At 61.6% G+C, this 26,286-nt stretch carries 25 protein-coding genes, 1 tRNA gene and 1 pseudogene; 2 read left to right on the forward strand and 25 right to left on the reverse strand.

Annotation, left to right across the window (positions count from 1 at the left end; all coding sequences use genetic code 11):
- Positions 1–5 precede the first annotated feature (5 nt).
- The 9 genes from trbJ to AC2T4A_RS24920 form a co-directional block, all read right to left on the reverse strand.
- Positions 6–743 carry a P-type conjugative transfer protein TrbJ gene (trbJ, locus tag AC2T4A_RS24880; RefSeq protein WP_426733868.1) on the reverse strand — a complete coding sequence of 246 codons (738 nt, stop codon included), beginning with the start codon at positions 741–743 and terminating at the stop codon, positions 6–8.
- Entirely contained in the window at positions 740–3,175 is a 2,436-nt protein-coding gene (gene trbE, locus AC2T4A_RS24885; protein WP_486742040.1) for a conjugal transfer protein TrbE, read from the reverse strand. The genes trbJ and trbE overlap by 4 nt, the downstream gene beginning before the upstream one ends.
- A gap of 13 nt (positions 3,176–3,188) precedes the next feature.
- Positions 3,189–3,458 (reverse strand): VirB3 family type IV secretion system protein, encoded by a 270-nt coding sequence (locus AC2T4A_RS24890; RefSeq protein WP_426733872.1) that lies wholly within the window; start codon positions 3,456–3,458, stop codon positions 3,189–3,191.
- Positions 3,455–3,838 (reverse strand): TrbC/VirB2 family type IV secretion system protein, encoded by a 384-nt coding sequence (locus AC2T4A_RS24895; protein WP_426733874.1) that lies wholly within the window; start codon positions 3,836–3,838, stop codon positions 3,455–3,457. The genes AC2T4A_RS24890 and AC2T4A_RS24895 overlap by 4 nt, the downstream gene beginning before the upstream one ends.
- Positions 3,835–4,860, reverse strand: coding sequence for a P-type conjugative transfer ATPase TrbB (gene trbB / locus AC2T4A_RS24900; protein WP_486742041.1), 1,026 nt, complete (start codon positions 4,858–4,860; stop codon positions 3,835–3,837). The genes AC2T4A_RS24895 and trbB overlap by 4 nt, the downstream gene beginning before the upstream one ends.
- Entirely contained in the window at positions 4,857–5,318 is a 462-nt protein-coding gene (locus AC2T4A_RS24905) for a CopG family transcriptional regulator (protein WP_486742042.1), read from the reverse strand. Before AC2T4A_RS24905 ends, trbB begins: the two co-directional genes overlap by 4 nt.
- The gene (locus tag AC2T4A_RS24910) at positions 5,315–7,312 is read right to left on the reverse strand and encodes a conjugal transfer protein TraG (RefSeq protein WP_486742043.1); all 1,998 of its coding nucleotides are present in this window, start codon (positions 7,310–7,312) and stop codon (positions 5,315–5,317) included. Before AC2T4A_RS24910 ends, AC2T4A_RS24905 begins: the two co-directional genes overlap by 4 nt.
- Before the next feature lie 221 nt (positions 7,313–7,533).
- Positions 7,534–7,797 (reverse strand): EexN family lipoprotein, encoded by a 264-nt coding sequence (locus AC2T4A_RS24915; RefSeq protein ID WP_196187743.1) that lies wholly within the window; start codon positions 7,795–7,797, stop codon positions 7,534–7,536.
- Between the two features lie 44 nt (positions 7,798–7,841).
- Positions 7,842–8,738, reverse strand: coding sequence for a LysR family transcriptional regulator (locus AC2T4A_RS24920; RefSeq protein ID WP_486742044.1), 897 nt, complete (start codon positions 8,736–8,738; stop codon positions 7,842–7,844).
- Positions 8,739–8,839: 101 nt separating this feature from the next.
- Here AC2T4A_RS24920 and AC2T4A_RS24925 point away from each other — a divergent pair.
- A protein-coding gene (locus AC2T4A_RS24925) for an IS3 family transposase (protein WP_156160533.1) occupies positions 8,840–9,990 on the forward strand; the annotation gives its coding sequence in 2 pieces (ribosomal slippage) (positions 8,840–9,083 and positions 9,083–9,990; 1,152 coding nt in all).
- Between the two features lie 18 nt (positions 9,991–10,008).
- Here AC2T4A_RS24925 and AC2T4A_RS24930 read toward each other — a convergent pair.
- The 7 genes and pseudogenes from AC2T4A_RS24930 to AC2T4A_RS24960 all read right to left on the reverse strand — a co-directional run.
- Positions 10,009–10,449 (reverse strand): annotated as a pseudogene (locus AC2T4A_RS24930) (JAB domain-containing protein); the annotation flags it as partial.
- A gap of 509 nt (positions 10,450–10,958) precedes the next feature.
- Positions 10,959–12,566 (reverse strand): hypothetical protein, encoded by a 1,608-nt coding sequence (locus tag AC2T4A_RS24935; RefSeq protein WP_486742045.1) that lies wholly within the window; start codon positions 12,564–12,566, stop codon positions 10,959–10,961.
- A gap of 398 nt (positions 12,567–12,964) precedes the next feature.
- Positions 12,965–13,558, reverse strand: a complete 594-nt coding sequence (locus AC2T4A_RS24940) for a hypothetical protein (protein WP_023104520.1) — start codon at positions 13,556–13,558, stop codon at positions 12,965–12,967.
- 607 nt (positions 13,559–14,165) lie between these two features.
- Complete coding sequence (locus tag AC2T4A_RS24945) at positions 14,166–15,362, reverse strand: type II toxin-antitoxin system HipA family toxin (protein ID WP_088376752.1); 1,197 nt, start codon at positions 15,360–15,362, stop codon at positions 14,166–14,168.
- On the reverse strand, positions 15,362–15,613 hold the full coding sequence (locus AC2T4A_RS24950; protein ID WP_462194383.1) for a helix-turn-helix transcriptional regulator: 252 nt from the start codon (positions 15,611–15,613) through the stop codon (positions 15,362–15,364). Before AC2T4A_RS24950 ends, AC2T4A_RS24945 begins: the two co-directional genes overlap by 1 nt.
- A gap of 113 nt (positions 15,614–15,726) precedes the next feature.
- Positions 15,727–17,022: a hypothetical protein gene (locus AC2T4A_RS24955; protein WP_486742046.1), complete on the reverse strand. Its 1,296-nt coding sequence runs from the start codon at positions 17,020–17,022 to the stop codon at positions 15,727–15,729.
- Between the two features lie 168 nt (positions 17,023–17,190).
- Positions 17,191–17,433 (reverse strand): hypothetical protein, encoded by a 243-nt coding sequence (locus AC2T4A_RS24960; protein WP_153549455.1) that lies wholly within the window; start codon positions 17,431–17,433, stop codon positions 17,191–17,193.
- 35 nt (positions 17,434–17,468) lie between these two features.
- Between AC2T4A_RS24960 and AC2T4A_RS24965 the strand changes: the two genes are divergently transcribed.
- Entirely contained in the window at positions 17,469–18,668 is a 1,200-nt protein-coding gene (locus tag AC2T4A_RS24965) for a tyrosine-type recombinase/integrase (RefSeq protein WP_462194384.1), read from the forward strand.
- A gap of 72 nt (positions 18,669–18,740) precedes the next feature.
- Here AC2T4A_RS24965 and AC2T4A_RS24970 read toward each other — a convergent pair.
- From AC2T4A_RS24970 to thrS, 9 genes are all read right to left on the reverse strand, one after another.
- Positions 18,741–18,817 (reverse strand) — tRNA-Pro (locus AC2T4A_RS24970).
- A gap of 85 nt (positions 18,818–18,902) precedes the next feature.
- Positions 18,903–19,259 carry a MerR family transcriptional regulator gene (locus AC2T4A_RS24975; protein WP_015476661.1) on the reverse strand — a complete coding sequence of 119 codons (357 nt, stop codon included), beginning with the start codon at positions 19,257–19,259 and terminating at the stop codon, positions 18,903–18,905.
- Positions 19,240–19,542: an integration host factor subunit alpha gene (gene ihfA, locus AC2T4A_RS24980; protein WP_003090661.1), complete on the reverse strand. Its 303-nt coding sequence runs from the start codon at positions 19,540–19,542 to the stop codon at positions 19,240–19,242. Before ihfA ends, AC2T4A_RS24975 begins: the two co-directional genes overlap by 20 nt.
- Before the next feature lie 3 nt (positions 19,543–19,545).
- Positions 19,546–21,924, reverse strand: a complete 2,379-nt coding sequence (pheT, locus tag AC2T4A_RS24985) for a phenylalanine--tRNA ligase subunit beta (protein WP_486742047.1) — start codon at positions 21,922–21,924, stop codon at positions 19,546–19,548.
- Positions 21,925–21,958: 34 nt separating this feature from the next.
- Entirely contained in the window at positions 21,959–22,975 is a 1,017-nt protein-coding gene (gene pheS / locus AC2T4A_RS24990; protein ID WP_024763164.1) for a phenylalanine--tRNA ligase subunit alpha, read from the reverse strand.
- 97 nt (positions 22,976–23,072) lie between these two features.
- Complete coding sequence (rplT, locus tag AC2T4A_RS24995) at positions 23,073–23,429, reverse strand: 50S ribosomal protein L20 (protein WP_003099086.1); 357 nt, start codon at positions 23,427–23,429, stop codon at positions 23,073–23,075.
- A 21-nt stretch (positions 23,430–23,450) separates the two neighbouring features.
- Positions 23,451–23,645, reverse strand: coding sequence for a 50S ribosomal protein L35 (rpmI, locus tag AC2T4A_RS25000; RefSeq protein WP_017516491.1), 195 nt, complete (start codon positions 23,643–23,645; stop codon positions 23,451–23,453).
- A gap of 60 nt (positions 23,646–23,705) precedes the next feature.
- A complete protein-coding gene (gene infC, locus AC2T4A_RS25005; protein ID WP_169887484.1) occupies positions 23,706–24,257 on the reverse strand; it encodes a translation initiation factor IF-3 in 552 nt (183 codons plus the stop codon).
- Positions 24,257–26,179, reverse strand: coding sequence for a threonine--tRNA ligase (gene thrS, locus AC2T4A_RS25010; protein WP_037015433.1), 1,923 nt, complete (start codon positions 26,177–26,179; stop codon positions 24,257–24,259). Before thrS ends, infC begins: the two co-directional genes overlap by 1 nt.
- Between the last annotated feature and the right edge of the window lie 107 nt (positions 26,180–26,286).

Below are 26,286 nucleotides of genomic sequence, written 5' to 3' on the forward strand. Positions count from 1 at the left end.
CACCCTCAGTTCCCGTAGAACCGGACCGCCTGCGGCGTGTACGGCGTGCCCTCGCCCAGGAAGCGCCGCCGAACCTCGCGGGCGCGCTCGGTCGCCGCCGCCTGCCGCGCCAGCTCCAGCGAGGCCGCGCGATCCTGGGTGAGCTGCAGTTGCTGCGCCTGGATGGACTGCTTGGCCTGCAGGGCCAGCAGTTGGTTGGTCGCCTGCATGGCCTGCAGGGCACCCGTGGCCGATTGGCTCTGCCCCACCAAATCGGCCAGGGCGCTTTCATCCTCGCCCAGGTTCCGCGACACCTGCGCCTGCATACGCATCGCGGTGTGCAGGCCGTCGAGTGTGTGCTGCCAGCGCTCGCGGGCATCCCGGTACATCTGGTCGCCGCTGACGGTGGCGGCGTACTCCGCTGGGTACAACCGGGCGAACTCGCGGTCGAGGTTCTGCACGTCATAGGCCAGCCCCTGCGCCTCGGCGATCAGTTGCTCGCTCCTCGCCAACGACGAGCGCAGCCGGTTGACGATGTTGAAGTCCAGGCTCGCCAGGTTGCGCGCCTGGTTGATGAGCATCTGCGATTCGTTCTGCAGTTGCTCCACCTGGTTGTTGATCTGTTCCATCGTGCGGATCGCGATCAAGGTGTTCTGCACGAGGTTCGTCGGGTCGATGACGGTGAATGCCGACACGGGCTGAACGGCCAGCAACGAAACCGTCAGGGCAATGGCGAGAGACGCGGAAAGCGCGCGGGTTTTCATCGCGAAACCTCCTGAAATGACGCGGCGGATGGTGCGGACGGCAGCAGCTCGGCTGCCCAGTCGAGGCAGCGATGACGCAGCCAGGCTCCAGCGAAACCCGGCACTCCGGCGTCGTGCAGCACGTCGTCGATAGCGCGCTGGTCCTGGGGCATCGAGGCGCCGGCGAATGCCAGCGCGACCGGCCCCAGGTCGAGGTCGAACAGGCGGTTGCCGGCACGGGACTGGTAGTAGTAATCGCGCTTGGGCTGCGCGGTGGCGACGATCTCGATCTGCCGGCCGTTGAGGCCGAAGCCTTCGTAGATCGCGCGGATCTGCGGCTCGGTCGCCTGCGGGTTGGGCAGGAAGATGCGGCTCGCGCAGCTCTCGATGATCGCCGGGGCGATGGTCGAGTCCTTGATGTCGGCGAGCGACTGCGTGGCGAAGATCACGCTGACGTTCTTCTTGCGGAGCGTCTTGAGCCACTGGCGAATACGCGCGGCGAACACCGGGTCGTCGAGAAACAGCCAGGACTCGTCGAGGATCAGCAGTGTCGGCGCGCCGTCGAACCGCTCCTCGAAGCGCGTGAACAGGTAGCCCAGCACGGCCAACACCGCGGCCTTGCTGGGCATCAGTTCCTCCATCTCGAAGCACTGCACATCGGCCATGCCCAGATAGTCGAGGTCGGCGTCGAGCAGCTTTCCGTGCGCCCCGCCCAACACATAGGGCGCCAAGGCCTGGCGTAGCGCGTTCGATTGCAGCAGCACCGACAGCCCGGTGAGCGTGCGCTGCTCGACCGGCGCGCCGGCGAGGCTGCCGAGCGCTGACCAGATGGCCGCCTTCTCGTCGGGACCAACAGCTGTGCCCTCGTGTGCCAGGCGACCCTCCACCCATTCGGCCGCCCAGGTGCGGTAACCCGCCTGGTCGATGCGCGCGAGCGGCTGGAAGGCGATCGCGCCATCAGCGCCCAGGTCATAGTGCTCGCCGCCCAGCCCCAACACCGTCGCCCGCATGGAGCGCCCCATGTCGAAGGCGAAGATGCGCGAACCGGGGTAGCGGCGGAACTGCATCGCCAGCGTGGCGAGCAGGACGGACTTGCCCATGCCAGTCGGGCCGACGACCAGCGTGTGCCCCACATCGCCGATATGCGTCACAAGCCGGAAGGGCGTCGCGCCCTCCGTGCGGGTGATGATCAACGGTGGGCCGTCGAGATGAGCGTTGCGCTCCGGCCCGGCCCAGACCGCCGATACTGGCATCAGATGGGCAAGATTCAGCGTCGAGACGATGGGCTGGCGCACGTTGGCGTAGGCGTTGCCCGGCACCGACGACAGCCATGCCTCCACCGAGTTGAGGGTTTCCGGGATGGTCACGAAACCCCGGCCCTGGATGGCGCGCTCCACCCTGCGTAGCTTCTCGTCGGCCACGGCGGCGTCACCATCGAGCACCGTCACGGTCGCGGTGACGAAGCCGAAGGCGACTTGGTCGCTACCCAGCTCCTGCAGAGCGGCATCCGCGTCGGCCGCCTTGTTGCTGGCGTCGGTGTCGACCAGCGGGCTCTCCTGCTGGAAGAGGGTTTCGCGCAACAGCGCCAGGATGTTCTTGCGCTTGGCGAACCACTGCCGGCGCAGGCGGCCAAGCTCCCTCTCTGCCTCGGCCTTGTCCAGGCAGAGGAAGCGCGTGCTCCAGCGATAGGCGAAGCCCAGCCGGTTGAGGTCATCCAGAATCCCTGGCCAGGTCGAGGTCGGGAAACCACGCACCGTCACCACGCGCAGGTGTGCGTCGCCCAGCATCGGCGCCAGGCCGCCGAGCAGCGGGGTATCAGCCAGCAGCGTGTCGAGGTGGAACGGCACTTCCGGCGTGATGATGCGGTAGTACCGCGTCGAAATAGTCGCACGCAGGTAGGTCAGCGTTTCGTCGTCATCGAGCCAGTCGAGCTCCGGCATCACTCCCATGAGCAGATCGAAGATACGTTCGGTCTCCGCGATAAAGGCCGTGAGGCGCTCGCGCCAGTCCACGCCGTCGGTTGGTGTGTTCTCGTACAGCATCCTGGCCGCGCGGGCGTGCGACTCTTCGGGTGGCAGGTATTGCAGCGTGAGGTGGTAGTCGCTCTCGAAGTGCTCACCGGACTCCTCGAACGTAGCCCGCCGCTCCTCGTCCACCAGCCACGACAGCGGTTCGGAAAAGTCCGAATGCGGATACTCCGCCGCCGGCCGGCGCTCAGCGTCGACGAACAACGCCCAGCCCGCGCCGAGCCGGCGCAGCGCGTTGTTCAGCTGCGCGGTAGTGGCCATCAACTCGCCTTGCGTCGCGCTGTCCAGGTCAGGCCCACGGAAGCGCGCCGTGCGCTGGAACGAGCCGTCCTTGTTCAGCACCACGCCGGGCGCCACCAGGCCGGCCCAGGGCAGCCAGTCGGCGAGCAAGGCCGGGCGCTGACGGTACTCGGTGAGGTTCAGCATCGTGGCGCCCCCCTCACACGTCCAGCAACGACTTGTGCTTGAGGTGCCGAGCGAACACCTGCATGAACTGCGGGTCGACACGCGCGCCCCATACCGCGAGCGCATGGCCGACCAGCCACAGCGCCAGGCCCGGTAGCCAAAGCTGCAGGCCCAGCCCGATAGCGGCGGCCAGTGTGCCGTTGGCGATCGCCACGGTGCGCGGCGCACCACCGAGCAGAATCGGCTCGGTCAACGAGCGGTGCAGCGGCACCTCGAAGCCCGGCAGGTCGCTTCCCGTGCTCATACGACGGCCCCGCCGGAGAAGCTGAAGAAGGACAGGAAGAACGAGGATGCGGCGAAGGCAATGCTCAAGCCGAACACGATCTGGATCAGCTTGCGAAAGCCGCCCGAGGTGTCGCCGAAGGCCAGCGCGAGCCCCGTGGCGATGATGATGATCACCGCCACGATGCGAGCGACCGGCCCCTGGATTGACTCGAGGATGGACTCGAGCGGACCTTCCCAGGGCATCGAGGAGCCGGCTGCCCTCGCCGCGCCGGTCGTCATCAGCATGACGGCGGCCAGCAGCAGGCCACGCTGCGCGGGACCGGCCAGGCGACGCAAGCGTGCCAGGCACGCGGCCTTATTTGCGGAAAAGCGGAAAGCAGGGGCGCGTGTTGGCGTCATGGCAGTTCTCCAGGCGTGGTCGGGGACAGGAAAAATGGCGTGAGCTGATCGGCGAGCGGCTCTCCCGGCACTTCCGCCAGGCGGTAGCCCGCCTCGTCGAAGCCGGTCACGCGGGCGATGCTCTCGATGCGGCGCTTGCGGCCGCGGCCGGCGATGAAGACCACCACGTTGACCGCCTCAGCGATCAGCGCGCGGGGTGGATTCACCGCCACTTCGAGCACCAGTTGCTCCAGGCGCAGCAGAGCGCCAAGGGCGGAGCCGGCGTGGAGGGTCGCGATGCCGCCCGGATGGCCGGTACCCCACACCTTAATGAGGTCTAGTGCCTCGCCGCCGCGCACCTCGCCGACCACCACGCGGTCGGGGCGCAGGCGCATCGTGGCGCGCACCAGCTCGCGCATGGACACAACGCCCGCGCGGGTGCGCAGCGGCACATGGTCACGCGCAGCGCATTGCAGTTCGATGGTGTCCTCGAGCACCAGCACACGATCGCCAGTGGCGGCGATCTCCGCGAGCAAGGCATTGGCCAGCGTGGTCTTGCCGGTGCTGGTGCCGCCAGCGATCAGGATGTTCTGCCGCTCGCGCACCGCGCCGCGCAGGAACTCGGCCTGCGCGGCGGTCATCATCCCGTCGGCCACGTAGTGCGCCAGCGGGATGACACCAACGGCGCGCTTGCGCAGCGCGAAGGCCGGCCCCGGAGCCGCCGGCGGCAGGATGCCCTCGAAACGCTCGCCGGTTTCCGGCAGCTCGGCAGTCAGCAGCGGCTGGCCGCGATGCACTTCCGCGCCGACGTGAGCGGCGACCAGGCGGATGATGCGCTCGCCGTCCTCTTCGGACAGCTCCGCGCCCAGCGGTCCGCGCCCCGACGACAGGCGATCGACCCAGAGCGTGCGGTCGGGGTTGAGCATGATCTCAACCACGTCCGGGTCTTCGAGCGCGGCGGCGATCACCGGCCCCATCGCCGTGCGCAGCATGCGGATGCGCCGATCCAACGAGGTTTTGCTGAAGGATTGCACGGCACTCATGAGACACGCTCCCGCGCTTCGCCCTGCGCCGTCTCGTCCATGCGCTGGCTGTCCGGATACAACTCCTCGACCACGTCGCGTACCAAGCTGCGCCCGCGCAACAGATGGCGACCGAGTTGCTCCACGAACTGCTCGAAGCGCGCCTTGCCCTGGGCCTTGGCCGCTTCCTGGTGCGCCTCGGGCACCGGCGTGCTGACAGTCAGGAAGTAGCGCACGAACAGCGCCAGCGTCTCGATCTCGATGGTCTGGTCGCGCTCCAGGCGCTCGAACTGGCGCGACAGGCGATCCAGCCGCTTGGCGATGGCCGCCTCGCGCTGGTCGCCCGCGTCCGGCGACAGCCAGGACGCCAGGGCAGCCGCGACGATGGAGGACTTGGACACGCCCTTCTTGGCGGCCAGCTCGTCCAGGCGGCGGGCATGCGCGGGCTGGATGAACAGGTTGAGGCGGTACTGGCTCATAGCTGGATTCCGTCGTCGGGGTCGAGAGCGGCCAGCCCGGCGACGCGCTGCATGGCTGGATTGAGCTGGTGAGGGAGAACGGGCTGCAGGTCGTCGTCATCGAGCAGCGCCAGGTCGCTGCAGGCCGGCGCCCACTCCGGGCTGTAGGCAACGGTCTCGGACAGTTTGGGGTGATGGCGCGGGCCGCCGTCATCGACGCTGGCGGCCGGGTCATCGTTAAAACCCGCAATCGGTGTTGGCACGTCTGGCATGGCCAGGCCGCTCCAGTCGTCCGCTCGCGACGGCGGTGCGTCAGCGTAGCGCCCGCCCACGAGAACCGGTGGCGGAAGCACACGGCGCTTGAAGTTGGCGTCGCTGTAGTAGCGCAGCTTCCTGGCCCGGATCGGCGCGACGCTGGAGATCATCACCACGGCCTCGTCGGGCGGCAGCTGCATCACCTCCCCTGGCGTCAGCAGCGGCCGCGCCGTTTCCTGGCGCGACACCATCAGGTGCCCCAGCCACGGCGCGAGCCGATGGCCCGCGTAGTTGCGTTGCGCGCGCAGCTCCGTCGCAGTGCCCAGCGTCTCGGAAATGCGCTTGGCCGTGCGCTCGTCGTTGGTGGCGAAGGTCACACGCACATGGCAGTTGTCGAGGATGGAATGGTTCTGCCCGTAGGCCTTGTCGATCTGGTTGAGCGACTGCGAGATTAGGAAGGCGCGCAGGCCGTAGCCGGCCATGAACGCCAGGGCCGACTCGAAGAAGTCCAGTCTCCCCAGCGCGGGGAACTCGTCGAGCATCAGCAGCAGCTTATGGCGTCGTTTAACGCCATCGCTGCCGTCGAGCGATTCAGTCAGACGCCGGCCGATCTGGTTGAGAATCAGGCGGATCAGCGGCTTTGTGCGGCTGATATCTGAGGGAGGCACCACCAGATAAAGCGAAACCGGATGCTCGGCGGCGATCAGATCGGCGATACGCCAGTCGCAGCGCGAGGTGACCTCGGCCACCGTGGGGTCGCGGTACAGCCCCAGGAACGACATGGCGGTACTCAACACGCCCGAGCGCTCGTTCTCCGACTTGTTGAGCACTTCACGGGCGGCGGACGCTACCACCGGATGCGTCTCGTCGCCCATGTGACGCGTCGTCATCATCTGGTGCAGCGTCACCTCGAACGGGCACGCTGGATCGCTCAGGAAGTTGGCGACGCCACGCAGCGTCTTGTCCTCGCCCGCGTAGAGCACATGCAAGATAGCGCCGACCAGCAACGCGTGCGAGGTCTTCTCCCAATGGTTGCGTCGCTCCAGCGCGCCCTCCGGGTCGACCAGGATGTCGGCGATGTTCTGCACATCGCGCACCTCATGCGCGCCGCGCCGGACCTCCAGCAGGGGGTTGTAGGCAGCAGACCTGGCATCAGTGGGGTTGAACAGCAGGCTGTGCGAGAAGCGCGAGCGCCAGCCGGCGGTCAGGTTCCAGTTCTCGCCCTTGATGTCGTGGATGACCGCCGAAGCCGGCCAGCTCAGCAGCGTGGGGATAACCAGGCCGACGCCCTTGCCGGAGCGCGTCGGCGCAAAGGCCAGGACATGCTCCGGCCCTTCGTGGCGCAGGTACTGGTCGCCATGCAGTCCGAGGAAGACACCCGACGATCGATCCAGACCCGCCGCATGAATGTCGGCAACCTCGGCCCAGCGTGCCGAGCCATAGGTCGTGACTAGGCGCGACTGGCGCGAACGCCTGATCGACATGACGATGGCGACGCCCACGGCCACCATGCCGCTGGCGGCGGCAATGGCGCCACCGATGTCGAAGACCTGTGGCGCATAGGCGCCGAAGAAGAACCACCAGTCGAACAGCCGCCAGGGGTGATAGACCGGCGTGCCGAAGCAATCGAACCAGGGCGAGCCCAGGCGTACCTGGTAGCCCAGGGCGGCGGCTGTCCACTGTGTGGCGGCCCACACGCCGGCGATCACGATGCCGAATACGGCGGCGATCTGCCCGAACAGCACGTTCGTCCCTTGCATTGCCTGGCTCCCGGTTTCTCCTGCGACGGCAGCAAAAATGCTGGCTGCGTGGCCGAGATTCGGTGCCGGGTCAGTGCCGGTCAAAGACCTTTATCGGGACAAGAATGGACTGGAGAGCATCAATTCATACGAGAGCAGATGCAGGGAAAACACTGCAAGCACTAGCGCATGGCAGCGTGTAAGGCGAGAACATCGAAGGTGTGTGGAGGCCCCACCCACAATCAGAACTTGGACGGCTCTTTCGGCGGCGTGTAGGGCACGTTCCCATCGCTATAGAAACGCTTGCGCGTGGCCTCGGCCACACGGTTGCACAGCTCGTCACCCAGCTTGGCGCGATCCAGCTTGCACTGCTGGCGCAATTCCTTCAGCCGCACTGGATCGGCCGCGAGCTCATCAACCGTGGGCAACGCTAGCGGCGCAGGGGCAGCGGGTTGGCCGCAGGACGTGATGGCCAGGACACAGAGAAACGGCGTGACCTTCTTCATGGTTCGAGCTCCTCCAAGATATTGGCCTGGCTGGATGATTTCGACTAGGTGGCCTCCAAAGGATCAATCCTTTGCACTCGCTCAACAAAGCGAGCCAGCGTCGCCGATGGCTCGCGCGTCGAATGCAGCAGGTAGGTCTTAAGTTCTGGAGAGCAGCCCGCCAGCGGGCGACCAACAACCCCAGACTCTCGGCAAGCTGGGATGTTCGATTCCCCCGTCAATCCCAGGGCTAAACCGGCCGCCACAAGCGCCATCATCAAGTCGCAAGAGGCCACCTGTTCCGCGACCAGCGGCTCCGCTTCAGCCTGACGCAGCAAGCGCTCAACCTGGCGCGCATGGCCTTCGCACGCCTGCGGGTCACACAACACCAGCGGATAGCGCAGCAACTCCTCCAGCGGGACGCGTTTGTGGGACAAGATGGGATGGCGCTCCGGTACGGCCACCACCAGCGGATCGCCCCAGGCCGGAACGGCGACTATGCCATCCCCGACCTCATCGGACTGGGCGAATCCCACGTCATACAGATCGTCGTGCAGCCCCTTGATCTGCTGCGACAACGACACTTCAGACAGTCGAATTTCGACCTCCGGTTCTTCTTGCCGGCACAGCGCCAGGAACGAGGAGAAGCGCGACGGGGAGATGCCGTCCGAGAGAGCCACCCGCAGTTGACCGCAAAACCCATTGGCGGCGGCCCTTACACTGTCCCGGGCCTGCTGCAATGCGGTGAATACGCGCGGCACATGTTCGAGAAACAGTCTCCCGGCATGCGTAAGCCTTGTGCTCCGTGTGGTTCGCAAGAAGAGCTGCGTGCCCAGCTCTTCCTCAAGCTCCTTGATCGCACGCGACAAGGGTGACTGCTCTATGTGCAACCGCTCAGCCGCACGTGCGAAGTGCAGTTCTTCGGCTACAGCCAAAAAACAGCGAAGATGTCGAAGCTCCACTTCTTGATCTTCTCCTTTGGCACACGAATAAAAAAGCCTTGAATCGCCCCTAGTTTCGTAGACACCTCCAAGCCTCATAATGAGGCCCATTAGGAGGTGCCATGAGCAACCAGCGTTACCCCGAAGAATTCAAAATCGAAGCGGTCAAGCAAGTGACTGAGCGCGGCCTCCCCGTAGCCGAGGTGGCAGCGCGGTTAGGCATGTCGGTGCACAGCCTGTATGTCTGGATCAAGCGCTACAGCAAGCCCCAGGAGCAGCGGCAGCAAGAAGACGATCAGCAGGCCGAACTGCGTCGTCTGCGCGCCGAACTCAAGCGAGTGACCGAAGAGCGAGACATTCTAAAAAAGGCCGCCGCGTACTTTGCCAAGGAGTGCGGCTGAAGTACGCCGTCATCAGCAAGCTGTCGGTGGAGTACCCGGTTCGACGCCTCTGCCAGACCCTGAAAGTGCATCCCAGCGGTTACTACGCCTGGCTGGCCGAGCCGAAATCCGTGCGCGCCAAGGAAGATCAGCGCCTGCTCGGGTTGATCAAACACGCCTGGCTGGAAAGCGGTGGGGTCTACGGCTATCGCAAGATTCACGACGACCTGCGTGAGCTGGGGGAGTCCTGTGGCCGGCACCGCGTGGCTCGCCTGATGCGGGGAGAAGGGCTGCGCTCACAAACCGGCTATCGGCGGCATCCCGGCTATTATGGCGGCCGGCCGGCGGTGGCTTCGCCCAATCGCCTGGAGCGGCAGTTCAACGTCAGTGAGCCGAACAAGGTCTGGGTCACCGACATCACCTACATCCGGACCTATGAGGGCTGGTTGTACTTAGCGGTAGTGCTAGATCTGTTTTCACGCCAGGTGATCGGCTGGTCGATGAAGTCACGAATGTGCAGCGACCTGGCCATCGATGCCCTGCTGATGGCGGTGTGGCGGCGCAAGCCCAAGCAGGAAGTGATGATCCACTCCGACCAGGGTAGCCAGTTCAGCAGTTCGGACTGGCAGAGTTTCCTCAAGGCTAACAACCTAAGCAGCAGCATGAGTCGACGTGGCAACTGCCACGACAACGCGGTAGCGGAAAGCTTTTTCCAGTTGCTGAAGCGGGAGCGCATCCGACGGAAAACCTACGGCACCCGCGAAGAAGCCCGCAGTGATGTGTTCGATTACATCGAGATGTTTTATAACCCCAAACGCCGGCACAGCAGCGCTATGCAGCTATCGCCAGTGGAGTTTGAAAAGCGCTACTTCCAAAGCTTGGAGAGTGTCTAGGAAAGCCGGGGCGATTCACACCTCCACCAGCGCCAGGGCCTCCTTGAGGCGCTGGGTCAGCACCTTGTCCGCCTGGCTGGGTTCTGGATTTCCGCTCGGATGGTTGTGCGAGAAGATCACCGCCGCTGCGTTGACGCGCAATGCCTCCTTCACCACTTCGCGTGGATATACCGCCGCCGCATCGATGGTGCCGCGGAACAACTCTACGTACTCCAGCCGCCGATGCTGGTTGTCGAGGAACAGCGCCGCGAATACCTCGTGCTCGAAGCTAGCCAGCTTGGTGCGCAGGTAGTTCTTGACCAGCTCAGGCTCGGTGAACAGCGCGCCACGCTGGTATTTCTGATCGATTACCTGGCGCGCCATGCTGAGGATCTGATCTGCAGACGCGGGCAGGTAACGCCCCTGTGCGTCACGCACCAGCAGAATGGAGTCGAACGAGGAAAAGGAAAGTTGCGACATGGTCGTGCTCCGGTTGCTCGGGCGGAATTGCCCGGAACCGGCGCCAGCACGGCGCAGCGCAGCTGTCAGGGGTCAACGACGGCCGCCAGGACGCTAGCGTGCATGCACGCGCAGCCCTTGACGGCGAGAACGCCGTGATACGGTGAAGGGAACAGCAAGACCGCCCCACTCCACCCATGCCACGGATCGGCAAGCGGAGCGCGCAGGCCCTCATGGGCCAGAGGTTTCAGGGATCAAAGCCGAATGGCCGTGACTCGGCACGAGTCGCGGGGCGCAGCCCGCGAGCCCGACACGGAACGCCGGGTACTCTCGCTATTGGCAAGATACGAGCTCGCAGCCTTAGGCCAGGCAGAGTAAATGGGCAAGACTCATTGGTGATGGATGAGTATTAGCCTACTAGCGATCTACTGCGGTTCGCTGTGGATTGGCAGAAAACGGCCAATAGCGGTCAATCCAAGTCTCAATGGAAACAGGTGCGGTTCAGTAGGCAGTAAAGAGACTAGCCATTTTTACTCAAGCTCAATTTGAGGGCCATACGTCATAATGTCCGCCAGCCGTAGAGCCTTTCTCGCCGCTGTCTTTGCTGTTGCCAAATCCTCGTTACGTAAAATCCCTACCAGCATCTCTCGATCCTCCACTTCAGTAGAGCATTCAGCGAGTCGTTTAGCCCAATATACACGCGAGATATCAGAGGCGATTTCGAGGATCGCACCATATGCCTGTCCGGGATTAATTTCACGCTCTGTGAGGCGAGTTAAAGCCGTTAGGACGGCCATTTCCGGTTCCCGCTCAGTACCTCTAGAGCGCTCTATTGCTGCCGGCAAGTCTTCAAGAGCTCGATCAGATAGTCGAATTAGTTCTGTAGTGAAACGAGCTACTTCATGGTCTGGGGCTATCGGGTGTCCGTGCCTTTTAGCCTCCAGAGCGTCAATTGTCGTTTGGACTCTTTGTCTGAACTGGGCATGAGTGGATGCATTAGCAGCAAGGCGTAGCTGACCATTCAGACGACCAATATCGTCGACTAATGAGATGAGGAACCAAAACGGGCGTTCAGTTCCTTGTTGACTCAGCGCAGTAGCCACAAATGGCCAAACTTCCTGGGAGGTAAGGATAGGACGCCCTAAAACATGTGATATCTGGTCGGCACCGAGAAGGAAAAGGTCGAGAAGGAAAGACTCTGGGGGAAGATCTAGTCGCCCTTCATTCAGCCGGCCATTCGCAATGCCGACGTCAGCTGCAAACTGGTCTGGAATGTCGGCGAAGGCACGACGCAAGTGCTGGGGGGCAATTGCCAGAGCATTGGGATCGTTCGGCCGCACCACTACATTCAGCCCATCACCGCCTGCATTGATGCGCTGAAACCTGACAGGCGCAGCATTTTGCAATGTACCTAAGAGCAATGCGATATCTGCGGCCGTAGGTGTGACGACTGATCGATCAAATGCTTCAAGCCATTCGGGAGCTTCTGGCGGAGTCTCTGGAAGAACTAGAAACAATGAGCGCAGGGCGCTTACTCGCTCGGCAGGTGCCTGCGCATTTTGGAATTTTTGCATGAGGTCATCCACCAGTACGTTCTGGTCGATAACATCTTCTAATGGCGTGGGGAGCTGATCTAGGTAGGGGCGTATACGAGTCGAATGCCCTAGGAGCTTCATAAAACCATGCACTTTAAGTGCTTGCATCAATGTGACCGCCCGAGACACTCCAGCCCCAGCATGAAGACCTGCAGCCCTCTGTGTAAATAGGAGCGAAAAGCCCTGCGTTGCGTCGATCACAAGCTCTCTATGTCTCACCGCATCTGCAATACCAGCAGTTAGAAACGAGACTGCCGGTACGGGTGCCCGAAGAAGCTCCCTCACGTCGCTTAATATTTGCCGCGCGCTTTTGAACTGCGTGGGGGAAAGTCTCATTGCCTGTTCACCTCGAACCTGCACGATGATCGCTGCCAGTGTTTGCTCGGCAGCAGCCCCTATCAATCCAATTGTGGATGCGTATCGAGCGCTCTCTACTCGGAGCTCGCCACGGCTTGGTGTACCGATGGAAATCAAAGCTAAAGTGAGTGACTCCTGGCTAGCTTCTAGTAACCGCACTGCGCTATTACTTAGCAGTCTGGGCATTGCTAACTCTCCCTGTAAGTTGTGGATCCTCACATTGGCGATGGTGTATGCACATTCGTAACAGGTTAGCGGACTATCCTAAATTGCCCTTTTTCACGCTTGCGCGGTGACCGCTTCTGGCCGTTCTCGGCCAGTCGTGACTGACAGAAATCGACCCAAAGCGGCCCTTCTTGGTGAGGCAGTAACCGCCCCATGGTGGACATGCGCTGCCGTCATGCACTCCTGAGCATTTTCGGGCTTAGGAACAGGATGCCATCTTTGACCTGGGCTGGCGCAGGCCAGCAAGGTCTGAATTCTTGACCGTTTTGTTTTTGCTCGGTGGGTCAATCCGGCCAGCTCGATTCTATTGTTGAAGCCTTGGTTCTAAATGGGGCTGCATCGCAGCCCCAACAGCCTAATTACTCGCCAACCGGATACCACGTCGCATAGTTATCGTTGAAATCTTCCTCCAGCCCATAGGCTTCATTCCTGGGCCCTTTAATCACCGACTCACGACGTGCAAAAGCTTCCTTCATATGTTCCCGAGCAAGTGCCGCAGGCACATAAGCCATGCCGTGCCACTTACTTCGCCATGCAACCAACTGGCGATCAGTTTCAATTACATACACAGGCGCATCCAGCCGCTCACGCAGGCGTGGAACCGCGAAAGCCCCATCCAGCCCCCTCGGAATACGAACTTCCTGCCCGCGCTTGTCCCAGCCTGCCCAGAGGCTGTAAAAGCGCATACGGCGTTCGCGCTGGGAGATGAACTCATAGTAGGCCACGTTAGGCTTGGGTAAGACCCTGGCACAAGCCTGTCGCATGAGCTTCGTTGAGTACTTGCCGATCTGGGCATCAGGGAGTTCGGCGATCTTCTGCTCGAAGTGATGGCGGTTGTTGAAACCGAGCATGCGGCAAAGATGATCGAGCCGTTGGCAATGCGTCATGCCATCGTCTTTGAATTGATAGGACAGGTACTTGAGGTCGTTATAGCAGTCGATTGCAGCAGACATGATTTTTCTCCATTGGCCTATACCGATATTTCGGTAATTGCATGCTGCTTGCTTGGCCGGAAAAGGCGAAAAATCAATATAGAGACTTGAGGGTTTTTTCCCATCGCAGCAGGGTGCCTCCCCAGGCCAATAAATTCTTATTCATCGACATTAGTGATGTCAACCCTCTTGCCCCAGCTAGTGTTCACACAACTCTATGCCTACCACCGCGAGGCAGTGGATCAAAAAGGAAGCGTACAATACGCCCCCGGTTGGGGTACGACACCTTCTTGGGTAGTATCTGGAATGCTGGAAAAAATGGAGCCTGGATTCCGTATCAACCGGCCGACGACGACGGTGAATGAGGTGCCGCCAGCCCCTACCGTGACCTTTATGGGGCGGAAGCTGCCCATGGTGAAGACTGCTTTTGGCCGCTCTCTACCTGTCGTGCCTATTCCGCCCGAACGGCACGGAACTGGTTTAAGAAATCGGAAAAACCGTCACTCCCAGTGACTCATTCCCCATCACGAGAAACCATCTCGATGCGGCGTGCCGGACTCATAACCCGCTCAGTTGCCAGTGCGTCGGCAAGCCAAGACACCGATGCAATTCCGAACCTGAACGCACGCTAGCCGAAGGTTTTCATAAACGGCTCAGCGCACTGCTGGATTGCAGCGACTACATTCGGAGCCTGCTCGCACAGCTCGATCGAGCGGGCCAGCACCCGCTCCATGGCTTGCAACTGCTCGCGAATGATCTCCTCCGGCCGGGCCACATCACACGCCTTGGCGAACTCCAGCAGCCCCTGTCGCGACGCGAACAATGATTTGTTGCCGACCAGATCCAGCGCCAATACGTCTTCTGGAATGTAGGCCGTGGTGTTGACGATGTCGTAGGCCGGCGCCAGCCGCGCATCGCGCTGCGTAGGGTCGGAATACAGTAGCCCGAAGTTCTTCAGATGGGCATCTCCATTTCCGACGATGCAGCTCAGGCTAACCATGGCAAACAACTGCGCCAGTGAACCCTGCACCTGCTCGGGCGGGCAGAACAGGCGGATGGCCTTGGCGATGGCCGAATAGCTCTTGCTGTATTTCTGCTCCGCAGCCAGCCCCATCAATGCGGCCATGTCCTCGAAGCCAATGGGATCGAGTTGCTCGTCCCGGTCGAAGCGGCGCATGACGAACAGCTTGGTGTTATCGGACAGGTAGAACTCCGGCACCGCAATCCCAGCCTCCCTGGCCACGGACATGCAGAGGAACTCATTGATCGCCAACCCCGGAAACTCGTCCCGACCGCTCTTGATAATCAGGTCGGAGGTTTTCGAGGTAAAACGCTGCGACGCGGCATCCTGTTGCTCTGGCACCAGTACCTTGGGCTGCACGCCCGATATCCCAGCACGCAAAATGTAGCGATCCACCAGGCCGGCAAAAATGTCTTCGGCACCATCCCATGCCAGGATTTCCTCCAGCTTTTCCCCGGGGAACTGCTGGCGCCGCAAGAGGGCATCGACCTCATGTGAACTCACCGCGACCCGCCCGATAGGCGAACTGCTGCCAGAGAGCGCCAACAGCAACATAGGGTCGACATTCACCATCTTGGCCAAGCGGTTGCGCAACTGTTCCAGGACATAGCCTTCAGGCAGGTTCATCTGGAAGATCGGGTGCAGCTCCCGATGGCGGTATTCATCCAGGCGCACGGGCATCAGCAAACTGATCGCTGCCTGCGCCTTGGCGTCTTCGTGGTAGCGGAACAGGTAGTCCCCAGCGGAGCTGAGGATCTTCCCGCTGTCGCCCTCTGGCGTTGCCACCTGCAGTACGGCTGTCATCAGTCAAACACTCCCTGGATTTCGTCCAACGTGGGCATGGCGGCAGACACCAGCGCGAACTCACAGTCCAGAGCTCCTAGCACTCGCGCATAGGCCGTCATACCCACCGACAAGTCCCCTCTCTCGATGGCGATGGCCTTCTGCCGGGTGATGCCCGCCAAGGCCGCCAGCTTGGCCTGGGTCAGGCCGCGATTCAGGCGGCGCTGCCGGATCTGCTCGCCAAGGCGCCTCGTGATAAGGGAATGATCCATGTTCTATATACGTAACAAATTAGATTGAATGTAACGTATACCTAACCTATAGAAAAATCAAAGTGGATTAGACCAGCCATACTCGGGCAGCAAAGACGGCTTGCACTTATGCCTCACCGCTCTTCTGGCCCTCGCCATTTCATCAACATGCCAAGCGTATCCATTTCCCCGACAAGCTCCCTGGCAGTGGCCAAGCGCCCCAGCAACACCTCCCTCTCCTCGCTCGTTCTCGACAAGGCTTCGTCCTCGGCCTCGCGGAAAAACGCCTGTATCCGCCGGACGTCATCCCAGGCACGAATGGCCTCAAGCAACTCTTGCCGGGCTTCGGCCCTGGCCTTTTCCTGGCGCTCCCGCTCCCACCGCTCCTCCAGCCGCCGCCGCTCTTCCTCCCATTCCCGCCTTCGGATCTCAGCCTGGCGCTCACCCTCCTCGACCAGGCCAGCAATAATGGTCGCCGCCTTTGCCAGGTAGTCGACTATTTCGTCCAGTTGCCACCGAAGTTCGCGCGCCTTGGCCTCTGGCCAGCGATGCACCCAATCCGCGACTGGATAAGGACTGAATGCCTGGAGGCACAGACGCCCGGTAGCGAAGTGCTTCTGCGCGGTCCAGCTCCAACTGGGTATCGGACGACGTCGCTCAGCAGCCGGCAGCTTGCCAAGGGGGATGTACTCCCCATCGACGTACCGCGCCTCCAGTTGCTCGGTCATTTCAAAAAAAGTCAGGCCGATGGCAACGGAGCCCACGAAGACAACAGTCGGCTTGGAAGGATGCCAAAGGCTCGGATAACGATTGTTAACCGTCTTCCCGGGCTTCTCCCTTTCCTCCACGGAAGCGCGGGAATAGGTGCGATCGCTCGGCGCGAGCATGACCCGATATCCAGCGGCCTCCAGTCTGAGGAACAGGACATTGGCCATATCCAGCGCATCGTCGAGCATCGGCTCCGACACCACCACATCCACCAGGCGCCTCTGCGACGGCTTCAGGTAGCCACTGTCGATCACCTTTCCCTTGGTAAAAAGGTCTCGTACACCGCTGACCAGGGGATGGCGGCCTGAGCGAGAAATACGTGGCCGCGGACGGGCAACCTGGCGCTCCGGCGGCTTGGGAAGCGGATACCTGGCCGGCCCCGGGGCATCGCCTCTTCGCCATATCAAATGGTCTCCCGGGCGTGCGTCAGGCAAGGGTACCTGGGGACTTGGCTTGCCATGCTCAAGCTTGGCCCAGTGGCCGCGCGGCGGGCGCGGCACGTTCATGGACGTGCAGACCCTAGCCATGAAGCTCGACGAAACCCCATAGCGCTCCGCCACCCTGAGCATCGGATGACGCCACACCTCATCGTAGAGTGCCTCCCGGGACACCTGCCCAGGCGGATCCTCGCGATCCGTGGCATCTAGCAGAACTGAATTCACCCACCATCCTCCTGTCGTTCAACATCAAGATATCGTCACCCCCCCGTATCACCTGGCCGCTCGTGGCTGCACCTTTGCCTGGACATGCAGCAACCCGCCACAGCGGGTTGCCCCTTCATCGGGTCTCCCTCGAGCATGACACCGTCATGCCAGGAGGCAGATGCCATGTCAGACGCCAGCAGGAACCCCCTGCCCAACCGGCTTTCTTGCCCACCACGCGTTATCCGGGCCGGGGCGGCGCCCGCTTATCTCGGGATGTGCAGGGATGAATTCAACAAGACCGTACGTCCCTATGTCCGCGAGTTTCGCATAGGCCGGCAAGGCATCGGCTTTGATCGCGAGGAGCTGGACGCCTGGGCAGACGACTACATCGAACGAGCGGTTATTGAAAAGAACGGTGCCCAGGGACAAGATCGATTCCGCAGCGAGCGCCAAGGAGAAAAAACATGGCGCGAAAAACCATCACTGGCCTCTACGAGAGAAACGGAATCTGGCATGTCGACAAGGTCGTCAGAGGTCAGCGACTTCAAGAAAGCACTGGCACAAGCAACCGGGAGGAAGCAGAACAGTACCTGATACACCGACTCGAGAAGCTGCGAGAGGAGAAGGTCTACGGTATTCGCCGGATCAGGAGCTGGCGCGAAGCCGCGACCCGCTACCTGGTGGAGTACAAGGACATGCCGTCGATCGGCCTGGCCGCCATCTACCTCGAGCAGTTGGATCCCTACATCGGCGACCTACCGCTCACGCACGTCGATGACGAGTCGCTTGCCCCGTACATCAAGGACAAGCTGAAGCCGGGCAGGACATCGACCGGCAAGGTGAAGCCTGGCGTAACCCCAAGGACTGTGAACATCGCCCTGGAGAAGGTCATCCGCATTCTCAACCTGTGCGCCCGGAAATGGCGTGATGAAGAGAAACGGCCCTGGCTGGACACGGTACCGATGATCAGCAAGCTGGACGAGAAGCGATCGAGGCGCACGCCCTACCCGCTATCGTGGGAAGAGCAGTCGCTGCTGTTCTCGGAACTGCCGGACCACCTGCGGCGAATGGCGCTCTACAAGGTCAACTGCGGCTCCCGGGAGCAGGAGGTGGTCAAGCTGAGGTGGGACTGGGAGATCCCGGTACCGGAGCTCGACACCAGCGTCTTCCTGATTCCTTCGGATTTTGGAGGCAGGGACAAGGGATCGGGCGTGAAGAACGGAGAGGAACGGCTGGTCGTGCTGAACGCGGTGGCCAAATCGATCATCGAGGGGCAGCGTGGTCTGGATCCGGTCTGGGTATTCCCGTATGGGATGCCCGACAGGAACGGCAAGGCGACAGCGGTTCATCGGATGAATGATTCCGCCTGGAAGAAGGCCCGGATCCGGGCGGCGAAGAAGTACCTGGAACGCTTCCTGCGACCGGCGCCGAAGGGATTCGCCTCGATCCGCATTCACGACCTGAAACACACCTTCGGGAGAAGGCTCCGGGCAGCCGGTGTAACCGAGGAAGACAGACGGGCCCTGCTGGGCCACAAGAACGGCAGCATCACCAGTCACTACTCGGCGGCAGAACTGGGAAAACTGATCGATGAGGCCAACAAGATATCGGCGACGGACTCGCGAGGGCCGGCGCTGACGATACTGAGGAGGAAGGCAGGATGAATAGTCCCGCAAAAGTCCCTGAAACGAAAAAGGCCAGCTCATCTCTGAACTGGCCTAAGTCGTGGAGTTATTTGGTCGGGACGGAGTGATTCGAACACTCGACCCCTTGCACCCCATGCAAGTGCGCTACCAGGCTGCGCTACGCCCCGACGTTGCTTTTGAGTTCCCCCAGAAGCGGATCGCACTATACCCCAAGCAATTGCTTCGGAGAAGTACTTTTTTCATTTTTTTCAGTTACTTGCGCAGAACATGCAGTACATCTTCCAATTCGGCGATCATCTGCCGGATCAGTTGCTTGTACTGGGTAGCGTCCTCGCGAGCTTCGTCTCCGGTGAGGCGCTGGCGAGCGCCGCCGATGGTAAAGCCCTGGTCGTAGAGCAGCGCGCGGATCTGGCGAATCATGAGCACGTCCTGGCGCTGGTAGTAGCGCCGGTTGCCCCTTCGCTTGACGGGGTTGAGTTGCGGGAACTCCTGTTCCCAGTACCGCAGCACGTGCGGCTTCACCGCGCAAAGATCGCTCACTTCACCGATGGTGAAGTAGCGCTTGCCCGGAATGGGGGGCAGCTCGTCGTTATGACTTGGTTCCAGCATAAGCCTCAACCCTGGCCTTCAGTTTCTGCCCTGGACGAAAGGTGACGACGCGCCGGGCTGTGATCGGGATTTCCTCTCCCGTCTTCGGGTTGCGTCCGGGACGCTGGCGCTTGTCGCGCAGATCGAAGTTGCCGAAACCCGACAACTTCACCTGTTCGTTATGCTCCAGCGCCTGGCGGATCTCTTCAAAGAAGAGCTCCACCAGTTCCTTGGCTTCCCGCTTATTCAGGCCCAGCTCTTCGTACAGACGTTCAGCAATTTCAGCTTTCGTCAGAGCCCCCATACGCTACTTCCTTAACGTGGCGTTGAACCTTTGTTCCAGCGAGGCGACGATATTCTGCGTAGTCGCGTTCACCTCGTCATCGTTAAGAGTGCGTGATGGATGCTGCCAGGTCAAGCCAACGGCCAAGCTTTTTCTAAGCGGATCAATGCCTTTACCGTGGTAGACGTCAAACAACCTGAGATCCGTCAGCCATTGGCCCGCCGTTTCACGGATATTTGCCAGCACGAACTCGGCCGGAGTATCCAGATCGACGATGAGCGCCAGGTCACGGCGCACTTCGGGGAAGCGTGACAATTCACTGAATTTCGGCAGGCGACCCTGGGCCACTTCAGCCAGCACCAACTCGAAAAGGTAGACCGGACGATCCAGGTCCAGCGCCTTGGCCAGTTCGGGGTGCAGAGCGCCCAGATAGCCGACCAGCACACCGTCGCGCTCAATCTTGGCGGTCTGGCCTGGGTGTAGCGCCGGGTGCTGCGCCGGGGAGAAGGTGAAGGCATCGATGGCGCCAGCATTACCCAGGAGCGCCTCGACGTCAGCTTTCACGTCGAAGAAGTCGACGCTCTCGCGACCATTGGCCCAGCCTTCCGGCTGACGAGCACCACAGACGACGCCTGCGAGCATGTTTTCCTGCACCAGCCCTTCCAACTGACCGACGAAGCGCAGGCCGCTTTCGAACAGGCGCACACGGGTCTGCTGGCGGTTGAGGTTGTGCTGCAGGGACTTCACCAGGCCCGGCCAGAGCGAGGCGCGCATCGCGGCCATGTCTGCGGAAATCGGGTTGGCCAGCATCAGAGGCTCGACGCCTGGGTGGAACAGCTGGAACAGCTTGGGATCGATGAAGCTGTAGGTGATCGCTTCCTGGTAGTCGCGGGCGACCAGCAGACGGCGCAGCGCCGGCAGCTCGGCCTGGGACTCGGACTTGGTGTTCGGCGCCAGACGTGCCTGCGGGTAGCGAACCGGCAGACGGTTGTAGCCGTACAGGCGCCCCAGCTCTTCGATGAGGTCGACTTCGATAGAGACGTCGAAGCGATGGCTCGGCACGCCAATAGTCCAGGCATCGGCACCGGCTTTCTGAACGTCGAATTCCAGGGCGGTGAGCAGACGCTCGATCTCGGCATGCTCCAGAGTCATGCCCAGCATCTGGGTGACGCGCTCGGCACGCAGGGTAACCGGGGCAACCTTGGGCAGGTCGGCCTCGCTAACGGCTTCCACGATCGGGCCAGCTTCGCCGCCGACGATCTGCAGCAGCAGTTCGGTGGCGCGCTCCATGGCGCGACGGGCCAGTTGCGAGTCGACGCCACGCTCGAAGCGGTGCGAGGCATCAGTGTGCAGACCGTAGGAGCGGGCCTTGCCGGCAACGGCAATGTTGTCGAAGAAGGCACTTTCTAGGAACAGGTCGCGGGTCTTGGCACTGACGCCGCTGTGCTCTCCACCCATCACGCCGGCGATGGCCAGGGCGCGTTCGTGGTCGGCGATCACCAGGGTATCGGCGCGCAGGGTGACTTCCTGGCCGTCGAGCAGGACGAGCTTCTCGCCCTCCTCCGCCATGCGCACGCGCACGCCACCCTTGATCTCGTCGAGATCGAAGGCATGCATCGGCTGGCCCAGTTCGATCATCACGTAGTTGGTGATGTCGACGGCAGCGTCGATGCTACGAATGTCGGAACGGCGCAGGCGTTCAACCATCCATAAGGGGGACGGTTTGCTCAGGTCGACGTTGCGGATGACGCGGCCGAGGTAGCGCGGGCAGGCTTTGGGGGCCAGCAACTCGACACTGCGCACTTCATCGATCTGCGGAGCAACGGCGCCGACCACTACCGGCTTGACCTCGGCGCTGTACAGCGCGCCGACTTCGCGCGCGAGGCCGGTCAGGGACAAGCAGTCGCCGCGATTCGGGGTCAGGCCGATTTCGATGGAGGCGTCGTCCAGCTCGAGGTAATCGCGGATGTTGGCGCCTACCGGCGCGTCCGCGGCGAGCTCCATCAGGCCGGCGTTCTCTTCGCTGATTTCCAGCTCTTTGGCTGAGCAGAGCATGCCGTTGGATTCAACGCCGCGCAGCTTGGCCTTCTTGATCTTGAAGTCGCCCGACAGCTCGGCGCCGATCATGGCGAAGGGGATCTTCAGGCCCGGGCGCACGTTGGGCGCGCCGCAGACGACCTGGAAGGTCTCCGAACCGTTGCTGACCTGGCAGACGCGCAGCTTGTCGGCGTCCGGGTGCTGTTCGGTCGACAGCACTTCGCCCACGACTACGCCGCTGAACTGGCCGGCGACCGGGATCACGGCGTCGACCTCGAGGCCCGCCATGGACAGACGAGCCACCAGCTCGTCACGGGATACCTGCGGATTTACCCAGCTCCGCAGCCACTGTTCACTGAATTTCATCCTGCTCTCCTGATTGCGTTGACGGTCGTGCGGGCTAGCGGAACTGGCCGAGGAACCGCAGATCGTTGTCGAAGAACAGGCGCAAGTCGTTCACGCCATAGCGCAGCATGGCCAGACGCTCGATACCCATGCCGAAGGCGAAGCCCTGGTACTTCTCAGGGTCGATGCCGGACATACGCAGTACGTCGGGGTGGACCATGCCGCAACCCATGACTTCCAGCCAGCCGGTCTGCTTGCAGACGCGGCAACCCTTGCCGCTGCAGAGCACGCACTGGATGTCGACTTCCGCCGAAGGTTCGGTGAAGGGGAAGAAGGACGGACGGAAGCGAACGGAGAATTCCTTCTCGAAGAAGGCGCGAAGGAATTCCTCGATGGTGCCCTTGAGGTCGGCGAAGCTGACGTCTTCATCGACCAGCAGACCTTCGACCTGGTGGAACATCGGCGAGTGGGTCAGGTCGGAGTCGCAGCGGTAGACGCGGCCCGGGCAGACAATGCGAATCGGCGGCTTCTGGTTTTCCATGGTGCGGACCTGTACCGGAGAGGTATGGGTGCGCAGCAGCATGTTCGCATTGAAGTAGAAGGTGTCGTGCATGGCACGAGCCGGGTGGTGCCCCGGAATGTTGAGCGCTTCGAAGTTGTGGTAGTCGTCTTCGACTTCCGGCCCCTCGGCAACTTCATAGCCGATGCGGGTGAAGCACTGCTCGATACGCTCTTTGGTGCGGGTAACCGGATGCAAGCCGCCGGAGGACTGGCCACGACCCGGCAGGGTCACGTCAATGCGCTCTGCTGCCAGCTTGGCGGCGAGGGCAGCGCCCTCCAGCTCGGCCTTGCGGGCATTCAGCACATCCTGAACCTTTTCCTTGGCGACGTTGATCAGCGCGCCGACCTTCGGGCGCTCTTCGGCCGGCAGGTCGCCCAGGGTCTTCATGACCTGGGTCAGCTCGCCTTTCTTGCCGAGGTAGTGAACCCGGATCTGCTCCAGGGCGTTGACGTCTTCGGTGTTTCGCACGGCGTCCAGGGCCTGCGAAACCAGCGCGTCCAGGTTTTCCATGTACCAACTCCAGATACAAAATAGGGGAAGAGCGGTAAGGCTCTTCCCCTATCGGTGACGTTACGTCCGGACCGAGATCCGGTAACTGTCGTGGGGCTTAAGCCAGGCTGGCCTTCGCTTTCTCGACAATCGCGGTAAACGCCGCTTTTTCGTTCACAGCCAGATCGGCCAGGACCTTACGGTCGATCTCGATGGCCGCCTTTTTCAGGCCAGCGATCAGACGGCTGTAGGACAGACCGTTCTGACGAGCACCAGCGTTGATACGGGCGATCCACAGGGCGCGGAACTGACGCTTGCGCTGACGACGGTCGCGGTAGGCGTATTGGCCTGCCTTGATTACCGCCTGCTTGGCAACACGGAACACGCGCGAGCGCGCGCCGTAGTAGCCTTTTGCGAGCTTCAGAATCTTTTTGTGACGACGACGGGCAATTACGCCACGCTTAACACGAGCCATTTATTTATCCTCTACCAGAAATCAACGCAGACGCAGGGAGCGCGCTACACGGCGAACGTCGGAAGCAGCGAGCATCGAAGTGCCGCGCAGCTGACGCTTACGCTTGGTGGTCATTTTGGTCAGGATGTGGCTCTTGAAAGCGTGCTTGTGCTTGATGCCACCAGCAGTCACTTTGAAGCGCTTTTTGGCGCCACTCTTGGTTTTCATCTTTGGCATGTTTAGTACTCCGCATTCGTTAACAACTGATAACCATCAGGCCTGCCAGTGCCCGGGAGGTTATTTACGCTTCTTGGGAGCGATGACCATCATCAGCTGGCGTCCTTCCAGCTTAGGATGCTGTTCCACGGTGCCGACTTCGGCGAGGTCGTTTTCGACTCGCTTCAGCAGCTCCATGCCCAGCTCCTGGTGGGCCATCTCACGACCACGGAATCGAAGCGATACCTTGGCCTTGTCCCCTTCATTAAGGAAACGTACCAGGTTGCGTAGTTTTACCTGGTAATCCCCTTCTTCCGTCCCTGGACGAAACTTGATTTCTTTGATCTGTTGCTGGTGCTGGTTTTTCTTCGCAGCAGCGGCTTGCTTCTTCTTCTCGAAGAGGTGCTTGCCGTAGTCCATGATGCGGCAGACAGGAGGCACCGCATCAGCAGAAATTTCCACCAGGTCCAGCTTGGCCTCGTCGGCTAGACGGAGGGCCTCGTCGAGGGAGACCACGCCAATCTGTTGACCGTCAGCACCAATCAGACGCACCTCACGGGCGGTGATGTTTTCGTTGATCGGTGGTTTCGGGAGAGCCCGCTTATCCTGTCTCATTTCACGCTTAATAATGATTACTCCGAGTCTTGGCGACCACGCCGGGAAACCGCCTGAGCAAGCAGCTCAGCGAACTGGGCGACCGGCATCGAGCCGAGGTCTGCCCCTTCGCGCGTACGTACGGCGACGGCCTGCGATTCAACTTCCCTATCACCGATAACCAACAGATAGGGAACCTTGAGCAAAGTATGCTCGCGGATTTTAAAGCCAATTTTCTCGTTTCTCAAGTCAGACTTGGCACGGAATCCGCTTTGCTCGAGCTGACGCACCACTTCTTCGGCCCATTCGCCCTGCTTGTCAGTGATATTCATCACCACCGCCTGGGTCGGTGCAAGCCAGGCTGGGAACAGACCGGCGTAGTGCTCGATCAGCATCCCGATGAAGCGCTCGAAGGAGCCGAGGATCGCGCGGTGCAGCATGACCGGACGGGTACGGCTGTTATCTTCGGCGATATAGCTGGCATCCAGGCGCTCCGGCAGGTTCGGATCGTACTGCAGGGTACCGCATTGCCAGTTACGGCCGAGGCAGTCCTTCAGAGTGAACTCGATCTTCGGACCGTAGAACGCGCCCTCGCCCGGCTGGTATTCCCACTCCAGGCCGGATTCATTCAGGGCGTCGGCCAGCGCGCTTTCGGCGCGATCCCACAGCTCTTCGGAACCCACGCGCTTGGCCGGACGAGTGGAGAGTTTCATGGAGACGTCGCTGAAGCCGAAGTCCGAGTAGACCTGCAGGGTCAGCTTGATGAAGTCGGCCGCTTCCTTCTTCACCTGCTCTTCGGTGCAGAAGATGTGGGCGTCGTCCTGGGTGAAGCCACGCACGCGCATGATGCCGTGCAGCGCGCCGGACGGCTCGTTGCGGTGGCAAGCGCCGAATTCCGCAAGACGCAGCGGCAGATCGCGGTAGGACTTCAGACCTTGGTTGAAGATCTGCACGTGGCACGGGCAGTTCATCGGTTTGACCGCGAAGTCGCGACTTTCCGACGACGTGGTGAACATGTTCTCGGCGTAGTTGGTCCAGTGGCCGGAGCGCTCCCAGAGGATGCGATCGACAACCTGCGGGGTGCGGACTTCCACGTAGCCGTGGTCGCGCTGCACCTTGCGCATGTACTGCTCGAGCACTTGATAGACGGTCCAGCCGTTCGGATGCCAGAAGACCATGCCCGGCGCTTCTTCCTGGAGATGGAAGAGGTCGAGCTGCTTGCCGATGCGACGATGATCGCGCTTTTCGGCTTCTTCGATGCGCTGGATGTAGGCAGCCAGCTGCTTCTTGTCCGCCCAGGCGGTGCCATAGACGCGCTGCAACTGTTCGTTCTTCGAGTCGCCACGCCAGTAGGCACCGGAAATTTTGGTGAGCTTGAAGGCTTTGAGGAATCGGGTGTTCGGCACGTGCGGACCACGGCACATGTCCACGTACTCCTCATGGAAGTACAGGCCCATGGCCTTCTCATCCGGCATGTCGTCGATGAGGCGCAGCTTGTACTCCTCACCACGAGCCTTGAAGGTCTCGATGACTTCAGCACGCGGCGTCATCTTCTTGATGACGTCGTAGTCCTTCTCGATCAGCTCGGCCATGCGCTTTTCGATGGCAGCCATGTCTTCCGGCGTAAAGGGACGCTCGAAGGCGATGTCGTAATAGAAGCCTTCGTCGATCACCGGGCCGATCACCATCTTGGCGGTCGGATACAGCTGCTTGACCGCATGGCCCACCAGGTGAGCGCAGGAGTGGCGGATAATCTCCAGCCCGTCCTCATCCTTCGGGGTAATGATCTGCAGGGTCGCGTCGCTGTCGATGATGTCGCAGGCATCGACCAGACGACCGTTGACCTTGCCGGCCAGGGTGGCTTTCGCCAGGCCCGCGCCAATGGATTGCGCCACCTCGGTCACGCTGACCGGATGATCGAAGGAACGCTGACTACCGTCGGGAAGAGTAATGATGGGCATGGCGCCTCCTCTCCTAGTGGTGACCCCTACGAAAGGCCACATGGGTTGGGATGTGCCAGTAAGCGTCGCCCGCCGGGTCAGCCTGCCTCACAGTGGCAGGCGCCTTC

This window comes from Pseudomonas sp. PVC-3-1 (genome assembly GCF_057444315.1).

Excerpts from the sequence above, each read along its gene's own strand:
- AC2T4A_RS24915 (WP_196187743.1), bottom strand. The coding sequence starts at position 7,797 with ATGAAGAAGGTCACGCCGTTTCTCTGTGTCCTGGCCATCACGTCCTGC.
- AC2T4A_RS24895 (WP_426733874.1), bottom strand. The coding sequence starts at position 3,838 with ATGACGCCAACACGCGCCCCTGCTTTCCGCTTTTCCGCAAATAAGGCC.
- pheT (WP_486742047.1), bottom strand. The coding sequence starts at position 21,924 with ATGAAATTCAGTGAACAGTGGCTGCGGAGCTGGGTAAATCCGCAGGTA.
- trbE (WP_486742040.1), bottom strand. The coding sequence starts at position 3,175 with ATGCTGAACCTCACCGAGTACCGTCAGCGCCCGGCCTTGCTCGCCGAC.
- pheS (WP_024763164.1), bottom strand. The coding sequence starts at position 22,975 with ATGGAAAACCTGGACGCGCTGGTTTCGCAGGCCCTGGACGCCGTGCGA.
- AC2T4A_RS24890 (WP_426733872.1), bottom strand. The coding sequence starts at position 3,458 with ATGAGCACGGGAAGCGACCTGCCGGGCTTCGAGGTGCCGCTGCACCGC.
- AC2T4A_RS24975 (WP_015476661.1), bottom strand. The coding sequence starts at position 19,259 with ATGCTGGAACCAAGTCATAACGACGAGCTGCCCCCCATTCCGGGCAAG.
- AC2T4A_RS24940 (WP_023104520.1), bottom strand. The coding sequence starts at position 13,558 with ATGTCTGCTGCAATCGACTGCTATAACGACCTCAAGTACCTGTCCTAT.
- thrS (WP_037015433.1), bottom strand. The coding sequence starts at position 26,179 with ATGCCCATCATTACTCTTCCCGACGGTAGTCAGCGTTCCTTCGATCAT.
- trbB (WP_486742041.1), bottom strand. The coding sequence starts at position 4,860 with ATGAGTGCCGTGCAATCCTTCAGCAAAACCTCGTTGGATCGGCGCATC.
- trbJ (WP_426733868.1), bottom strand. The coding sequence starts at position 743 with ATGAAAACCCGCGCGCTTTCCGCGTCTCTCGCCATTGCCCTGACGGTT.
- rpmI (WP_017516491.1), bottom strand. The coding sequence starts at position 23,645 with ATGCCAAAGATGAAAACCAAGAGTGGCGCCAAAAAGCGCTTCAAAGTG.
- rplT (WP_003099086.1), bottom strand. The coding sequence starts at position 23,429 with ATGGCTCGTGTTAAGCGTGGCGTAATTGCCCGTCGTCGTCACAAAAAG.
- AC2T4A_RS24965 (WP_462194384.1), top strand. The coding sequence starts at position 17,469 with ATGGCGCGAAAAACCATCACTGGCCTCTACGAGAGAAACGGAATCTGG.
- ihfA (WP_003090661.1), bottom strand. The coding sequence starts at position 19,542 with ATGGGGGCTCTGACGAAAGCTGAAATTGCTGAACGTCTGTACGAAGAG.
- AC2T4A_RS24935 (WP_486742045.1), bottom strand. The coding sequence starts at position 12,566 with ATGCCCAGACTGCTAAGTAATAGCGCAGTGCGGTTACTAGAAGCTAGC.
- AC2T4A_RS24950 (WP_462194383.1), bottom strand. The coding sequence starts at position 15,613 with ATGGATCATTCCCTTATCACGAGGCGCCTTGGCGAGCAGATCCGGCAG.
- AC2T4A_RS24905 (WP_486742042.1), bottom strand. The coding sequence starts at position 5,318 with ATGAGCCAGTACCGCCTCAACCTGTTCATCCAGCCCGCGCATGCCCGC.
- AC2T4A_RS24910 (WP_486742043.1), bottom strand. The coding sequence starts at position 7,312 with ATGCAAGGGACGAACGTGCTGTTCGGGCAGATCGCCGCCGTATTCGGC.
- AC2T4A_RS24945 (WP_088376752.1), bottom strand. The coding sequence starts at position 15,362 with ATGACAGCCGTACTGCAGGTGGCAACGCCAGAGGGCGACAGCGGGAAG.